General features: G+C 71.3%; 15 protein-coding genes and 2 tRNA genes. 4 read left to right on the forward strand and 13 right to left on the reverse strand.

Annotated features, from left to right (window positions below; translation table 11 throughout):
* Position 1: 1 nt before the first annotated feature.
* The 5 genes from clpX to MILUP08_RS27940 all read right to left on the reverse strand — a co-directional run bounded on the left by clpX (position 2) and on the right by MILUP08_RS27940 (position 4,609).
* Entirely contained in the window at positions 2-1,297 is a 1,296-nt protein-coding gene (gene clpX, locus MILUP08_RS27920) for an ATP-dependent Clp protease ATP-binding subunit ClpX (RefSeq protein ID WP_007464107.1), read from the reverse strand.
* Positions 1,298-1,507: 210 nt separating this feature from the next.
* Positions 1,508-2,170, reverse strand: coding sequence for an ATP-dependent Clp protease proteolytic subunit (locus MILUP08_RS27925; protein WP_007464109.1), 663 nt, complete (start codon positions 2,168-2,170; stop codon positions 1,508-1,510).
* Positions 2,171-2,180: 10 nt separating this feature from the next.
* Entirely contained in the window at positions 2,181-2,822 is a 642-nt protein-coding gene (locus MILUP08_RS27930) for an ATP-dependent Clp protease proteolytic subunit (protein WP_007464111.1), read from the reverse strand.
* 248 nt (positions 2,823-3,070) lie between these two features.
* A complete protein-coding gene (gene tig / locus MILUP08_RS27935) occupies positions 3,071-4,417 on the reverse strand; it encodes a trigger factor (protein WP_007464113.1) in 1,347 nt (448 codons plus the stop codon).
* Positions 4,418-4,535: 118 nt separating this feature from the next.
* Positions 4,536-4,609, reverse strand: a tRNA-Pro gene (locus MILUP08_RS27940).
* Between the two features lie 288 nt (positions 4,610-4,897).
* Here MILUP08_RS27940 and MILUP08_RS27945 point away from each other — a divergent pair.
* Positions 4,898-4,971 (forward strand) — tRNA-Gly (locus MILUP08_RS27945).
* A gap of 95 nt (positions 4,972-5,066) precedes the next feature.
* Here MILUP08_RS27945 and MILUP08_RS27950 read toward each other — a convergent pair.
* The 5 genes from MILUP08_RS27950 to MILUP08_RS27970 all read right to left on the reverse strand — a co-directional run bounded on the left by MILUP08_RS27950 (position 5,067) and on the right by MILUP08_RS27970 (position 9,686).
* Positions 5,067-5,558, reverse strand: a complete 492-nt coding sequence (locus tag MILUP08_RS27950) for a hypothetical protein (RefSeq protein ID WP_144057029.1) — start codon at positions 5,556-5,558, stop codon at positions 5,067-5,069.
* 11 nt (positions 5,559-5,569) lie between these two features.
* The gene (locus MILUP08_RS27955; protein ID WP_007464119.1) at positions 5,570-7,162 is read right to left on the reverse strand and encodes a hypothetical protein; all 1,593 of its coding nucleotides are present in this window, start codon (positions 7,160-7,162) and stop codon (positions 5,570-5,572) included.
* A gap of 79 nt (positions 7,163-7,241) precedes the next feature.
* Positions 7,242-8,084, reverse strand: a complete 843-nt coding sequence (locus tag MILUP08_RS27960; RefSeq protein WP_007464121.1) for a hypothetical protein — start codon at positions 8,082-8,084, stop codon at positions 7,242-7,244.
* Positions 8,084-8,590, reverse strand: coding sequence for a SigE family RNA polymerase sigma factor (locus tag MILUP08_RS27965; protein ID WP_007464123.1), 507 nt, complete (start codon positions 8,588-8,590; stop codon positions 8,084-8,086). The genes MILUP08_RS27960 and MILUP08_RS27965 overlap by 1 nt, the downstream gene beginning before the upstream one ends.
* Positions 8,591-8,690: 100 nt before the next feature.
* Positions 8,691-9,686: an outer membrane protein assembly factor BamB family protein gene (locus MILUP08_RS27970; RefSeq protein WP_007464125.1), complete on the reverse strand. Its 996-nt coding sequence runs from the start codon at positions 9,684-9,686 to the stop codon at positions 8,691-8,693.
* Positions 9,687-9,804: 118 nt separating this feature from the next.
* On the opposite strand from MILUP08_RS27970, the gene MILUP08_RS27975 reads away from it, so the two are divergent.
* Positions 9,805-11,952, forward strand: coding sequence for a M14 family zinc carboxypeptidase (locus MILUP08_RS27975; RefSeq protein WP_007464127.1), 2,148 nt, complete (start codon positions 9,805-9,807; stop codon positions 11,950-11,952).
* A 58-nt stretch (positions 11,953-12,010) separates the two neighbouring features.
* Positions 12,011-12,277: a hypothetical protein gene (locus MILUP08_RS27980; protein WP_007464128.1), complete on the forward strand. Its 267-nt coding sequence runs from the start codon at positions 12,011-12,013 to the stop codon at positions 12,275-12,277.
* A 171-nt stretch (positions 12,278-12,448) separates the two neighbouring features.
* Here the strand turns inward: MILUP08_RS27980 and MILUP08_RS27985 are convergent, their stop codons facing one another.
* On the reverse strand, positions 12,449-12,994 hold the full coding sequence (locus MILUP08_RS27985; RefSeq protein ID WP_007464130.1) for a hypothetical protein: 546 nt from the start codon (positions 12,992-12,994) through the stop codon (positions 12,449-12,451).
* Positions 12,995-13,132: 138 nt separating this feature from the next.
* Between MILUP08_RS27985 and MILUP08_RS27990 the strand changes: the two genes are divergently transcribed.
* Positions 13,133-13,474, forward strand: coding sequence for a hypothetical protein (locus tag MILUP08_RS27990; protein WP_007464132.1), 342 nt, complete (start codon positions 13,133-13,135; stop codon positions 13,472-13,474).
* 14 nt (positions 13,475-13,488) lie between these two features.
* Here the strand turns inward: MILUP08_RS27990 and MILUP08_RS27995 are convergent, their stop codons facing one another.
* Positions 13,489-13,956 carry a ribose-5-phosphate isomerase gene (locus tag MILUP08_RS27995; RefSeq protein ID WP_007464134.1) on the reverse strand — a complete coding sequence of 156 codons (468 nt, stop codon included), beginning with the start codon at positions 13,954-13,956 and terminating at the stop codon, positions 13,489-13,491.
* An 89-nt stretch (positions 13,957-14,045) separates the two neighbouring features.
* Positions 14,046-15,245, reverse strand: a complete 1,200-nt coding sequence (locus tag MILUP08_RS28000) for a DUF1015 family protein (protein ID WP_007464136.1) — start codon at positions 15,243-15,245, stop codon at positions 14,046-14,048.
* Positions 15,246-15,280: the final 35 nt, after the last annotated feature.

Below are 15,280 nucleotides of genomic sequence, written 5' to 3' on the forward strand. Positions count from 1 at the left end.
ATCAGGCCGACTTCTCCTCGCGGTCCCGCCGGGCCCGACGCCCGGTGAACTCGCGCGGAACGATTGTCGGGTTGACGTTCTCCAGGACGACCTCGCGGGTGATCAGCACCCGGGCGGCGTCGGGGTTGCTCGGCACCTCGTACATCGCGGAGAGCAGGACCTCCTCGATGATGGCGCGCAGGCCACGGGCCCCGGTGCCGCGCAGCATGGCCTGATCGGCGATCGCCTCCAGCGCCGGCTCGTCGAACTCCAACTCGACGCCGTCCAGCTCGAACAGGCGCTGGTACTGGCGGACCAGAGCGTTGCGGGGCTCGGTGAGGATGCGCACGAGGGCGCTCCGGTCCAGGCTGCGCACGTTGGTGATCACCGGCAGTCGGCCGACGAACTCAGGGATGAGCCCGAACTTGAGCATGTCTTCCGGCATGACCTGGCTGAAGATGTCATCTGTCGACCGGTCCGAAACCGACCGGAGCCGGGCCCCGAAGCCGGTGCCCCCCTGACCGGTGCGGGACTCGATGATCTGGTCGAGACCGGCGAAGGCGCCACCACAGATGAACAGCACGTTCGTGGTGTCGATCTGGATGAACTCCTGGTGCGGGTGCTTGCGCCCGCCCTGCGGCGGCACGTTGGCCACCGTGCCTTCGAGCATCTTGAGCAGGGCCTGCTGCACGCCCTCGCCGGAGACGTCCCGCGTGATCGACGGATTCTCCGACTTGCGGGCGATCTTGTCGACCTCGTCGATGTAGATGATGCCGGTCTCGGCGCGCTTGATGTCGTAGTCGGCGGCCTGGATCAGCTTGAGGAGGATGTTCTCCACGTCCTCGCCGACGTAGCCCGCCTCGGTGAGCGCGGTGGCGTCGGCGATGGCGAACGGCACGTTCAACATCCGGGCGAGGGTCTGTGCGAGGTGGGTCTTGCCGCAACCCGTCGGGCCGAGCAGCAGGATGTTGGACTTGGCCAGCTCGACGGCGTCACTGCCGGAGCCCGGCGCGTTGGCCGCCTCTGCCTGGATCCGCTTGTAGTGGTTGTAGACCGCGACGGCGAGCGCCTTCTTGGCCTGGTCCTGCCCCACGACGTAGTTGTCGAGGAACTGGCAGATCTCCATCGGCTTGGGAAGCTCTTCCCACTTCACCTCGCCGGACTCGGCCAGCTCCTCTTCGATGATCTCGTTGCAGAGATCGATGCACTCGTCGCAGATGTAGACCCCTGGGCCCGCGATGAGTTTCTTGACCTGCTTCTGCGACTTACCGCAGAAGGAGCATTTCAGTAGGTCGCCGCCGTCACCGATCCGTGCCACCTACGTTCTCCCTGCACTCATCGGCCGGAGACCCGGCCCTGACCTGCGGGCGCTGCGCGCCGCCCGGCTTGTTTCACCCCACCGGCTCAACCGGCGAAGCGGTACGGACCCGACGTTACCCGCTGGCGGGGCATTCTCCGACCCCCAAAACGGGTGTGTCAGAGGTCGGCCGGGAACGGGTGCCCCGGCCAACCTCTGACCCGGTATTGCTCAGCTGGCGGAGTGGGTCGCCAGCAGACCCTTCTTGCGGCTGGTCAGGATCGTGTCGACCAGCCCGTACTCCTTGGACTCCTCGGCCGTCATGATCTTGTCACGGTCGATGTCCTTGCGAACCTGCTCGATCGGGCGGTTGCAGTGCCGGGAGAGCATGTCCTCCAGCTGCGTCCGCATCCGCAGGATCTCCCGGGCCTGGATCTCGATGTCCGAGCCCTGCCCGTAGCCGCCCTCGGTGGCCGGCTGGTGGATGATGATCCGCGAGTTCGGAAGAGCCATCCGCTTACCCGCGGTGCCCGCCGACAGCAGCACCGCCGCCGCGCTGGCGGCCTGCCCGAGGCAGACCGTCTGGATGTCCGGACGGACGTACTGCATGGTGTCGTAGATCGCCGTCATCGCGGTGAACGAGCCACCCGGCGAGTTGATGTACATGATGATGTCGCGGTCCGGGTCGGTGCCCTCAAGCGTCAGCAGCTGGGCCATCACGTCGTTGGCCGACGCGTCGTCCACCTGGACACCGAGGAAGATGATCCGGTCCTCGAAGAGCTTGTTGTACGGGTTCGACTCCTTGACCCCGTACGACGTGCGCTCGACGAACGACGGCAGCACGTAGCGGTTGTGCACGGCCGCGAACTGGGGCGGCAAGCTCAGATCGGTCATCGTCAGCTCCTCAGCTCAGGGTCCCGGCGCCATCCGGAACCTGAGCGGCCCCGATGATCACCTTGTCGATGAAGCCGTAGTCCATGGCCTCCTGGGCGGTGAACCAACGGTCCCGGTCCGAGTCCGCCTCGATCTGCGACTGGCTCTGGCCGGTGTGGTGCGCGACGCGCTCCTGGAACATCCGCTTCGTGTAGAGCATCTGCTCCGCCTGGATGGCGATGTCGGACGCCGTGCCGCCCAGACCACCGGATGGCTGGTGCATCATGATCCGAGCGTGCGGCAGGGCGTAACGCTTGCCCTTGGTGCCCGCGCAGAGCAGCAGCTGACCCATCGAGGCAGCCATGCCCATCGCCACTGTCGACACGTCGTTGTCGATGAACTGCATGGTGTCGTAGATCGCCATGCCCGAGTAGACCGAGCCACCCGGCGAGTTGATCCACAGGTTGATGTCGCGGTCCGGGTCCTCCGCGGCGAGCAGCAGCAGCTGCGCGCAGATGCGGTTGGCGACCTGGTCGGTCACCTCACTGCCCAGGAAGATGATGCGTTCCTTGAGCAACCGGTTGTAGACCGAGTCGTCGAGGTTGCCAATGGAGTCGCCACCGCGCGCGTCAATCGCCCGGAGCGACTTCTTGGGGATGTGCATGTCGGTCATGGCAGCCCTTCGCTCTCCGTACCGTCTTTCCCGACACTAACCGCTGTGCGGGGCGGCAGAGTCCCGGTCGGGGCACTGTTCGCTCTCAGCGCAGTTGCGTCGGGCGCACCCGCGGCGCGGGCTTCCGGGCGTACCCGGCAGTGCGTGCTGCCCGGGGCGTACCCGGCAGTGCTTGCTACCGGGCATGCCCGGGACAGGTGTGGCCGCCGCCCACCGCGCAGCGGCGGGCGGCGGCCACACCCGACGAATCAGTGCTCGTGGTTGTGCTCCGCCTCGTTGGCGGCGCGCAGCGCGTCCAGGGTGACCTCGTTGCCGGCCGAGTCCTTGATCGAGATGCGCTCCATGACGGCCGCGAGGGCCTTGCCCCGCCGCACGTCGCCGAAGACGGCGGCAGCGGCGCCGGAGCGCACCAGCTGGTCGTAGTACTGCTGCGGGGCCATCCCGGCGCGCTGGGCCCGGTGCACGATCTCGTGACCGAACTCGTCGTCGGACACCTGCACGTCCTCCGCGTCGGCGAGCGTGTCCAGCAGGAGCTGCACCTTGACGCCCTCGGTCGCCGCCTCGGTCAGCTCGGCGTCGATCTGCTCCTCGGTCTTCTCCTCGGCGGCCAGGTACTCCTCCAGGGAGGCGCCGATCCGCTCCAGCTGGTCGACCATCGCCTGCTTGCGGCTCTCGACCTCCTCGCGGACGACACCCTCCGGCGCCGGCACCTCGGCGGCCTCGACCAGCTGCGCCAGCGCCTTGTCCCGGGCGGCGTAGATCTGCTCGACCTGCTTGCCCTGGGTGACCCGCCCCCGCAGGTCGCCGCGCAGCTCCTCGATCGTGTCGAACTCGCTGGCCATCTGGGCGAACTCGTCGTTCAGCTCCGGCAGCTCCTTCTCCTTGACCGTGCGCACGGTCACCGCCACGTCGGCGTCCCGACCGGCGAAGTCGCCGCCTACCAGCTGGGTGGTGAAGGTGGTGCTGTCGCCGGCGGCGAGACCGACCACGGCCTCGTCCAGGCCCGGCAGGAGCTGCTTGCTACCCACCTCGTGGGAGATGTTGCTCGCCTGGCCGCCCGGCACGTCCTCGCCGTCGACGGTGGCGTTCAGGTCGATCTGCACGTAGTCGCCCTCGGCGGCGGCGCGCTCGACAGTCTTGAGGGTGGCGAACCGCTCGCGCAGGTTCTTCACCTGCTCGTCGATCTCACTCTCGTCGATCTGCAGCTCGTCGACGGTCACCTCGATGGTCGAGGCGTCGGGCAGCGTGATCTCCGGCCGGACGTCGACCTCGGCGGTGAAGTTGAGCGAGTCACCGTCGTTGAACTCGGTGATCTCGACCTCGGGACGCCCCAGCGTCTTCAGGTCGTGCTCGCGCACCGCGGCGAGGATGTTCTCCGGGATGGCGTCCTGGACGGCCTCGTTGAGGACGGTGCCCCGGCCCACCCGCTGGTCGATCACCGCGGTCGGGACCTTGCCCCGGCGGAAGCCCGGGACCTGGACCTGCGAACCGATCTCCCGGTACGCCTTCTTGAGGCTCGGCTCGAGCTCGACGAACGGCACCTCGATGGCGAGCCGCACGCGCGTCGGGCTCAGAGTCTCGACGGTGCTCTTCACAGGCGTACTCCTTGACGGATCTGGGTTTTGATTCTGGGCCTTCGATTGGCCCATCGAGTGTAGGCGAGCCGACGCGGCCGGCTGCTAGCGCCCGGGGCGACCCGGACACTGACGACAGTCGGGGTGGCGGGATTTGAACCCACGGCCCCTCGCTCCCAAAGCGAGTGCGCTACCAAGCTGCGCCACACCCCGTGGCGACGTGCAGTCTATGCCGTCGCCGCGCCCCAGGCGGTGCCGGGGCGTCCCCCACCCGGACAGATCCCCCAGAAGGACCGAAAGGGGCGCTCGCGGCTCGCTCCCCCGCTCCAGGATCGGCGCGACGTCGGGGATGTGGATCCCAGAGCGTTCCCGGACGCTGTGCGGATCTTGAGTGGTGGGATGCGGCGCCACCTAACCGCGCCGCCGCCAGGCGGTGGCGCGGTTACACGTCGGGCACCGGCATTGGGTACGCTGTAGGGCGTCCCGCTCGGCGGGGCGCACGCGGGCGTAGCTCAATGGTAGAGCTTCAGTCTTCCAAACTGACTACGCGAGTTCGATTCTCGTCGCCCGCTCCACAGGCGAAGGCCCAGGCAGACCGCACCGCGGCACCTGGGCCTTCCGCTTCTCCCCATCTTCGATCCACGCGCCGCCCGCGATCCGAGCCGGCGGATCACGCCCGCTGCCGGCGTGGGAAGCCGATGTCGTCGAAGAGTGAGTAGTGCTCGGCGAACGCCGTGACGGCGCGTCGGGCGGCGGCGACGGTTTCGTCCACGGTCGTGAGGTCCTCGGTGACGCGCATGACCGTGTGCTCGCCGGCCGGATACCTGAACACGGGGCGAAGGAGATCGACCTCGATCGCAGCGGTCAGGGTGAACCCGTCCTCGCGGAGCGTGAGCCGCAGGTAGAGACGAATCTCGGAGAGGAAATCGGTGCCCTCCACCGGGAGGTGCGGCAGCGTGAACGTCAGGGCGTGGAACGTCAGCTTCCCGCCGTCGCTCGGATCGAACTCAAGACGGCTCCCCGAGATCAGGACCTCGTCCTCCTCGCCCGGCACCGAGAGGTCATGGTTCAGGCGGACCTCGGTGAAATCGCGCTCGACCTCCCAGGACGCCTCGGTCATCCCGCGCAGCAGAGCAGCCATCCCCGAGCTCACCGTGTCCACGGTGGCCGAGCCTAGCCCGCTCTTACGGTCACCGGCGGACCCGCAAGCCATGCGGTGAGCAGATCGCTCACCTCCTCGCCGAGGGCGGGAGTGGCACGCCGGGCCAGCACGAGAAGGTCCGCGTGCTGCTCGCTCGTCACGTCGAGAGCGGGCAGCGGCGTACGGCGCCAGGTCGTACGGCTGGCGTCTCGTACGAGCCCGGTCACGTCGGCACGACCGCGTCGGGACAGCCCCGCATCGCGGTCGACGGCCAGGAGCAGGGCGGCACGCAACCGCACGGGCACGGGTTCCCTGCCGAGCAGCCGATAGCCCGCGCGCCGCAGTTCCACCCGCGCTCCAGCGAGCAGCCGCCAGGGCAGCTCCGCCGGCAGAGTGGCCGCGACGGGCCGTAGCGCCGTGGTGGCCTCGCGGACGACCGACGGTGAGGGATCGGTGAGCAACGGCATGACCTGGCTCGTCTCGACGGCGTCGAGCTGGCGGAGGCCGCGTACGGCCGCGGCGCGGATCGCCGCGACCGGGTGGGTGAGGAGCCGGTTCAGCAGCGGCGCGTCGGTCTCCGAAACACTCTCGCCGAAGCCGAGGACAGCACCCGGTGTGGGCGCGGGGCCGGTGACCGCCGCCCGGTAGTGCGCCCGCGCGTCGGTGCCGACGCGCCGAGCGGCCGCCCTGGCGATGGCCCGCACCAGCGAGGCGCTGTCGTCGAGACGGGTCGCCACCTCGGCCCGCTCTCCGAGGCGCAGCAGACCGATCAGGGCGATCGCGCGTACGTCCGGACGGCGGTTGCCGGCCAGCCGCCGCAGGATCGGGAGTCGCTCGGTCCACACCGCCTCCCGGCAGGCGGCCTCGGCCGCAAGCGAGCGGATGCGCACGTCGGTCTCGGACTCGGCGAGGGCGACCAGGTCGTCGATCCGCAGCCGGCGCTGCACCACCTCCATCTCGACGACCAGCCGCCGCTGGGCCACCGACCCGGAGGCGCCGACCACCCGGCGTACGGCCGGCGGCGCACTGAGCAGCGCGGCCGTGACCTGGTTGGCGGCGAAGCCGCCGCGCGGCCGGGCGTCCACCAGCAGTGCCATCGGCATCGCCGCCGGAAGGTACGTGGCGGGGTCGTCGGCCAGCAGCAGCGCAAGACCCGCTCGGGCCCGGTCCCGCACCTGCCGGACCCAGTCGCCGGTGCGCAGCACCAGAAACGGCACCAGATCCGGGTCGGGCTCATCAAGCATCGACAGCACCGCACGCTCGCGGACGCGCCCGTCGCCGTGGGTACTGGCCAGCGCCACGGCGAGGGGGTTGACAGTGGGTGGGGACAGGCCGGCCACCAGCCGAGCGAGCGGTGCCGTCGACTGGTCCGACGAGTACCACAGCATCTGTCGGGTGCGTTCGTCGAGCCGAACGACCAGCTTCGGGGAACGAGCCAGCGCCCGCAGCGCCGCCCGGCCCAGGTCGTGGTCGCCGTTGGCACCGACGTCGGCCAGGAGGAGGGCGAGGTGCTCCAGTGCCTTCCTGCCGGCGGCGGCTCGCTGGCCGGCCGCCGCGACGGCCGCCTCCAGCGCCGGTCCCGTCTGCGCGCTGGGCTCTTCCCGGTCCCCCGGCGTCCACGTCATGTGATCATGCTGCCGTACCGGCGGCCCGGCCCGCCTCCGACTTTATCGGCGGCTGGCCCGAGAGGGCCCGGTCACCGCGTCACTTCAGGTGGAACCGTTCGTCGACCGCGAGGGCCGCCAACTGCGGCACGGAGAACGGCAGCTTCGTCAACTCCGGCAGGGTCTCGGCGATCTTCCTGCCCTGCGCGACGAACACGACCACGCCGTCCGGGTGCCGGTAGGCCGACCACTGGTCGAGGCGGTCGTCGGCGCCCGACCGGACCACCACGCCGACCTGCGCCGCCCCGACGGTCTCGACCTGACACTCACCCTGCATGCCCCAGAACTGGCGGGCCAGCGCGCACGGTTCACTGGGTAGTTGGTTGCCGGCGTCGTGCACCTCGACGACCACACGCCCGGTGTCCTGCCCCTGGGCAACGGCGACCGAGGTCAGGTAGCTCCACAGGTCGACGCCGTTCACCGTGTCCTCGAACTGCGCCTGGTGGGTCCGCAGCGTCCTCTGGTCCGCGGGCTGGTTCGCCGGGTCCTCCGGCGCGGTGTAGCCGGCGGGCACGACGGAGACGACCTCGTCGAGCAGCCGTAGCCCCTGGTCGTACTTCGACCCTGCCCGCGCGGTCCGGTCCTCCTGTGGTTGACCGTCCGGCCCGGCCGGCCACGGCTTCTTGGTGTCTGACGCCGACGGGTTCGGAATGGCCTGCGGCCCACCTGCCGGCTGGTAGACGTCGCGCCTGGGTGCGCCCAGCGCCGCGAAACCGACGACCGCCAGCAGCACGGCCGCCGATCCGGCGCACGCCCGGACGGCACGGCGGCGACTGTGTGCGCGTCGTCCCGCGCCGAGCGCGGCCGCCGTACTCAGTGGTGGCGGCGGCGTGGCATCGTCCATCTCCCGGCGCAGCGCCTCACGCAGGTCTTCTCCGTTCATCACTTCCCCATCTCGATCCCGCTGTGTGTGGTTGCCAGGAGGCCGCGCAGCGTGTCCAGCCCACGTGCCGCCTGGCTCTTCACCGTCCCCGGAGAGCAGTCCAGCAGCGCCGCGACGTCCTCGATCGAAAGGTCCTCCCAGTAGCGGAGAACCAGTACCGCCCGCTGGCGCGGCGCCACCGATGCCAGCGCCCGCAGGAGCACCAGACGGGTCTCCGGCGAATCGGACGGTGCCGCTGGCTCGACGTTGTCGCCGCCCACGCGTTCGCGCCGCCACCAGCCGCGGCGGCGCTCGTCGAGGAACGTCCGGATCAGGATCTGCCGCACGTAGTTGTCGAGCACCTCGTGCCGGGAGACCCGGTTCCAGACCAGGTAGAGCTTCACGAATGCGCTCTGGACCAGGTCCTCCGCCCGATGCCAGTCACCGCACAGCAGGTACGCCGTGCCGCGCATCGCGTCCGACCTCGCCGCGAAGTAGTCGGCGAACGCCGCGTCGCGATCGCTCATTCAGGCCTCCGATCCCCGATTCGAGATAGTCACGCCGGGTCCGGCCCGGCAGGTTGCATCGCGAAGAGAAGAACTCGGCGGGGTCGAGGCCGGTTGCGGGTCAATCCGTGACGGAGACGGCGGAGAGCGTGCCCTTGCCGAGGACGAGCAGCAGATCGGGCGCGAGGTGGCGGATGCCGGTGAGCTGCCTGTCGACCAGGGCTCGGACGTGGGGCCGGCCGCTGTCGTCGACGAGCATCAGCATTCCCGGCCGCCGGGTGGCCACGACCTGCCCGGCGCCGATCCGGACGGCTTCCCCGGTGACGTCCGACCCCACGTCGAGCCGCCAGAGCCTGGTGCCGGTCGTCAGGTCCACCGAGACGAGCCCACCCCGGCGTTCCGGCACCCACGCCGTCGCGTCCGCGACCCCGATGCCGTGCTGGGCCAGATCGCCGTCGTGCCGGAAGAACTCTCCCAAGGTGCCGGCAGCGGGCTGGAGCTGCCAGACCGTACGCGCTCCGCAGCGCAGCAGAACGCGGTCGGCGTCGGCGGTGACGAACGCCGGCCACTGGCCGTCGCCGGCCATGAGCGGCTCGGGAAGGGTCCAGCGGAACACCTCGCCTCCGTCGCGCCCGTCGAGCAGTCGCACGGACGTACCGCCCGGCTCGCCGACGAGCACCTGTCCGCCGATCGCAGTGGGCAGCACCGTCGCCGTTCGCTGCGGGTCGGTCCAGAGCGGGCTCCCGGTCCACCTGTCGTACGCCCGGAGCCGGGTGTACCCGCGCCAGCCGCCCGCCAGGACGCGGTCCCCGGCAACCACGATGTGACCGGGGAACGGGGACAGGTCGGCGCTCCAGAGGATGGTGCCGGTGTGCAGGTCGAGGCAGCGCAGCTCGGCGCGGTCCTGACTGATCACCCAGCACTGCGTACCGTCGACGACGACCGCCCGGGGCCAGGTGCCGATCGGGACGTCCCAGCGGGCGGCGCCATCGACCGGGTCGAGGCAGACGAGACGAGTGCCTCGCTCGTGCACCACCACGCAGTCGGGCGCGCTGGCGATCGCCGTCGGGTCGGGTCGCTGGTGCAGCGACCGACGCCATCGAATCTGGAAGATCACTCGAATCTAACCCCCCGGGGTCGCCGTCGTGGTGCCCACGAGCGAGATCCCTTGACAGTCGTCGATCCGTGCACTGGTGTAAGGACCACACACATCGACGCCCGTCACAGGAGGGCACATGATCGTCCGACGACGGTGGGCGGCTGCCGCCACCACAGCGATCCTGATCAGCGCGGCACTGTCCCATCCCGATCCGGCAGCGGCGCGAACCGCCGCCGACGCCACACCGATCACCCTGACCGCCACCGAGACCGCTCTGGTCCGGGTGCAGCTGCGCGATCAGGCCCAGCTCGACCGGTTGGTCGCCGCCGGCGCCGACCTGGCCAACAGGCCCCGGGCCCGGGACGGGCGGATCCTCGCCGACCTGGTGCTCACCGGCGCGCAACTGGCCGACCTGACCGCCCAGGGGGCCACCGCGACACAGATCGTGCAGCGCGCCGGGGACGGCAGCCGGCACTACGCCGACAGCGTCCGCGCGGCACAGGCCCGCACCGCCGCCGGGCTGCGCGCCCCGGCCGCCGGGCAGCGGACCACCGCAGCGGCCGCCGTCGACACGCTCGCGGTGCAGCAGGCGTACTGGTGGACCACCGGGGGGCAGACGTTCCTGCAGGCGCAGGTGGCCACCACCGCCACCGACGACCCGGACGTGGAGGTCACCGTCAGTTGGCGGAGCGCGGACGGCGCCACCGGGTCATTCCCGCTGTACCGGTTCGAGGACTCGGGTGAGTACCAGTACCACTACGCGCTCCCCCAACCGGTGCCGAGCCGGCCGGTTCAGCTGACCGCGACCTCCAGCCTCGGCGGGGTCAGTCGGGCGGTCACCCCGGCGCTCTGGCCGAACGCCGCCCCACCGCCGCTGCCGGCCGGCTACCAGAAGGACTTCATCGACGCGTACCTGACGCCTGTGGACATCCAGGCGCGGATCCGGCGGCTGGCCCGCCAGTACCGGGACCTGGTGGACGTCGTCGACCTGCCGAACAGGACCCAGGGGTACCGCCGCACCGCCGTCGCGTACCTGGGTGACCCGGCGGCCGCCGCCGTGGTCGTCGAGTCGGTCCGCTTCGGTGACCAGGGCATGAACGGCGTGCAGGTACGCACCGTCGACCCGGGCCGGCCGCGCCGGGCGCTCACCGTCGGCTACCGCGACCGCGTCCTCACCGTCACCCTCGCCACCGACGCCGCCGGCAAGACCGTGAGCACCACCGACGACGTCGCGGCGGCGATCAACGCCCGACAGGCGAACCGGTTCCGGGCCACCGTCGAGGACGGCTCCACCGGGCTGCCGATGCCGGTCGCCGGCCCGGCCCGCCTCGACGACGGGCTCCAGGGCACCGAGGTGCCGACCCGCCCGTGGACGGTGCAGGCGCTGCGCCTCGGCGTGCACCGCGACGGCTCCCGGGTCGGGGTGCTGGCGTACTCCCAGGAGCACGCCCGGGAGTGGGCGACCCCGCTTGTGACGTTGGAGTTCGCCGAGCGGATGCTTGCCAACTCCCGTACCGACCCGGCCACCCGGGAGCTGCTGGAGCAGGTCGACGTCTTCGTCATCCCGACCGTCAACCCGGACGGCGCGAACTACTCGTTCAACGACTACAACATGCAGCGCAAGAACCTGGTCAACCACTGCACCGGGGCGGCCCGCGACCCGAGGTACCGCACCTCGTGGGGCGTCGACGTCAACCGCAACTACACAGTCGGGTCGTACTTCGACGGCTACGTGGGCGCGAGCGCCAACTGCCTGTCCGGCACCTACGCCGGCACGGCGGAGCTGTCCGAGGCGGAGAGCGGCAACGTGATCGCGCTGGCCAGGGCCCACCCCAACATCAAGTTCGCGATGAACGTGCACTCCTTCGGCGGGTACTTCATGTGGCCGCCGGGGGCGTACCGGGCCGACGGCCGAATCACCCTGCCCCGGCCCTCGACCGACGAGTCGACGCTGTTCCTGAACAGCGCCCGACGCATCGTGGGCGCCATCGCCACGGAGCGTGGCACCGTCACCTGGCCGTCGCAGACCGGCCCGGTCGCCGACGTGCTGTACTCCGCCGCCGGCAACTCGGCCGACCAGCTCTACTACGAGCTGGGCATCTTCGCCTGGGACTTCGAGGTCGGCAACGACCGCTGGAACCCGGCGACCGGGGAGTGGGAGGGCGTCGGCTTCCAGCCACCGTTCGACGAGGCGCACGGCGAGTCCCAGGAGTACGCGGGCGGCCTTGTCGAACTGGTCCGGGTGGCCCGCGACCACGCCGCCGCCGAGACGGCCACCGGCTGAGCCGGCCGGGCGACAATTTGCCTGTTTCTGGCTCCCGGGCGGCGGGTAGGGCAGGCACATGGACACCAACACCACAGCCCACCTGGTCGGCGGCCCGCGCGACGGCAGCACTCACGACACCGGCGGCGACGCCCTCGTCGAGGTGGAGATCGACGGCATGATGCACCGCTACATCAGGACCACCAAGAAGCACGACGACGGGCGACCGCTCTACAACTACGACGGGATGGTCGCCCCGGACGGCGGCGAGCCCGGCGTCGAGGACCCGGCCGCCCGGGTCGTCTCGCCCCGGGCCGACGCCGAGGGGCACGGCGGCGACCGCTGACCACCGCGGGTCGGCAGACCCGAACGACGGACGCGCCGGCCGGCCACGGATGATCCGTGGCCGGCCGGGTAAGCAGCGGCCCTGCCTGGTGGGGAGACGACCGGTGTCGCGGTGTCCCGCGACGGACGCACGGGCGGGCGGCGCTGACCGGCCGCCCGTGCGCGCCCCAGGTCAGTTCGAGGTGACCCAGTTCCAGGCCGAGACGACCCACTCGGTCTGCTGCAACCAGGCGACGCCGAGACCGACGAGGAAGACAGCGGTGGCCAGGTGGGCACCCCACGCGCTGCGCCGGACCCGCCCGAGCTGCCGCTCCAGCACCAACCGGCCGATCACCCGGGCCAGCGCGAACAGGCCGACCGCCACCAGCAGGCTCAACACGAGCACCAGCAGCGGGCCGGACAGGTTGCCCCCGCCGGAGAGCGCCCAGATCCCCCAGCACACGAACGCGAACAGGCCACCCGCCGCGCTCCACTCGCCGCCGCGACGCAACTGGGCGAGGCGCCAACTCAACGGCCGCCGCGGCGCCGGCTCGTCCGGCCAGCCGGTGCCGGTCGGCTCCTGCTCGACCACCGGGAATGGTTCGGTCCGCGGGGTGCGCGGCTGACCCACCGGCGCCACACCCCGGCGGAAGCCGTCCCGCTGCGGCGGCACCCCGACGCCGGCCTGCGGTGGGACCTCCACGGTTCGCTCCGCCCACGGCTGCGTCTGGTCTGCCATCTCGTCCTCCCCCTGACCGGCGGCACACCACCGCCCGAATCCGAGGGTAGCCAGCCGGCAAATCGGTCGCCGACCCCCGTCCGGCGCGAACCCGGCACGACGTGCCGAATTCCACACCGGGCGAGGTACGGTCGGCTGATGGGTGATCCGGAGCGACGCAGGCGACGACTGCGCCACCAGCCCGACTCCGACCCGGCCGCAGGCGCCGCCGACGGTTCGACGGCCAGCACGGCCGGCGTACACGACGGTGTGGAGTCGCCGCCGCGGCGTCGCGGGCCCGGCGGCGACGACCGCGACGGCGAGCGGGGGTTACGAGGGCTGGTCGGCTCCGGCTCGTCCCAGGTGGGGCTGAGCGCCGCGCTGCGGGCCCGGGACGCCGCCCGGCCGACCGACGACGACCTCGCCGAGGCGGAGGCCCGGATGGTGGTCGTCCGCCGCAACTGGGTGCCCCGCGAGGATCTGCCCCGCTCGCCGCGCTGAGGGCGGTGGCCGGGTCAGGGCAGGTCGGGCAGCTGGCGGGTCTGCTCGTACGTGGCGACCTGGATGATCCGGCGGGCGTGCCGCTCGTTGCCGGAGAACGGCGTGTTCAGGAACGCCTCGACGATGCCGGTGGCCTCGTCCAGGGTGTGCTGGCGGGCGCCCACCGCGACGACGTTCGCGTCGTTGTGCTGACGGGCGAGCTGAGCCGTCTCGACGCTCCAGGCCAGCGCGGCGCGGACGCCGGCGACCTTGTTCGCGGCGATCTGCTCGCCGTTGCCGGACCCGCCGATGACCACCCCCAGGGAGGTCTCGTCGGCCACCACCCGGTCACCGGTGTGCAGGCAGAACGTCGGGTAGTCGTCGTCCGGGTCGTAGCTGTGCGGGCCGACGTCGACCACGTCGTACCCCTGCTTGGCCAGGTGGTTGGCCAGGTGCACCTTCAACTCGAAACCGGCGTGATCGGATCCCAGGTAGACGCGCATACCGGGCAGTCTGTCAGGCCGCGCTCTCCGACGCCGCAGGGGCGGCGTCGGAGAGCCGGGTTCGTCACACGGTCGTGCGGGGCGGTCACTCAGCGCGGCAGTTCGGCGACCACCAGGCCGCCGCGCGCCTTCGGGGTGAACCAGGTGCTCTTGCGGGGCATCTTCTCCCGGGCCAGGTTCACCGCGACGAAGTCCGCCACGGTCACCGGCGCGATGAGGACGGCCAGCTCGGCCCGCCCGGCGTCGACCTCACCGGTGAGCCAGCTCGCCGGGTAGTCACCACCCACGTAGGTGATCCGCTTGTCGCCCGGATCCAACCCCAGGGCGTCGCGCAGCAGCAGCCGCTCGACCAGGGCGTGGTCCAGGTTCTCCAGGCGGGCGTCGGCGGTGGCGGGCAGGCGCACCGCGTACCCCTGGCCGGCCAGCCGGAGATGGACGGTGCCGCCGGCCGCCGGAACCTCGACCGGGCCGTCGATCGGCTCGACCTCGGCCCCCGCCGCGCGCAGCCGGTCGAGCAGCTCGCCCGGCGTGGTGGTCAGCTCGCTGACCAGCCGGTTGTAGGGCTGGATGGCCACCGACGCGGGCGTGGTCACCACGGCCAGGAAGCGCGACAACCCGCCGGTCTGGGCGGCCAGGCTGCGGTGGTTGCCGTCGGCGACGACCAGGTCGCCGCCACCGGCGAGACCTGTCAACGCGTCCTGCTCCGGGCCGGGGCCGACCAGCCAGATGGCGTGGGTGCGCCCCGCCTGGTCGGTGTCGGTCGCGGCGGGCGCCCCGGCCGCGTCGGTCGCCGCCGCGAGCGCGGCGTGCAGCTCGTCGCCACTCCCGGTCTGCAGCAGGAGTACGGGTGAGAGCAGGTGACCCAGCGCCTCGGCCAGCGCGACGCGCTCGCGGACCTTGGCGATGAAGACGTCCTCGTTGCGGATGACCAGGCCCGGCTCGTCGGCGCGGGTGGAGATCTGGTCGGTGTCCACCATCGCGAACAGCCCGTACGCCGTCTCCTCGCCCGGGGCGCTGATCCGGTACAGCACGACCACCTGCTCGGCGGGGGTGTAGCTGCCGTCGGCCTTGGCCTCGGCGAGGCGGGCCACCGAGTCCGGCAGCGCGTCGAGGAAGGACGTGCCCAGGCTGCCGGGAGCCCGATGCGGCATCTCGATGCCGAGGGCACTGTGCGGGTTCGCCTCGATGATCGCGGTGATCTCCGCGTCGTCGGCGAACTCGTCGTAGTTCTGCGCGCCGGTGCCGCCAGTGGTGATCCAGGCCCGGGCGATCGGATGCACGACCGTCATGTCCACTGACGCTACCGGCGGCGACGTCGCGGGCG

Origin of the sequence: Micromonospora lupini str. Lupac 08, from assembly GCF_000297395.2 — a bacterium.
GTDB lineage: Bacteria > Actinomycetota > Actinomycetes > Mycobacteriales > Micromonosporaceae > Micromonospora > Micromonospora lupini.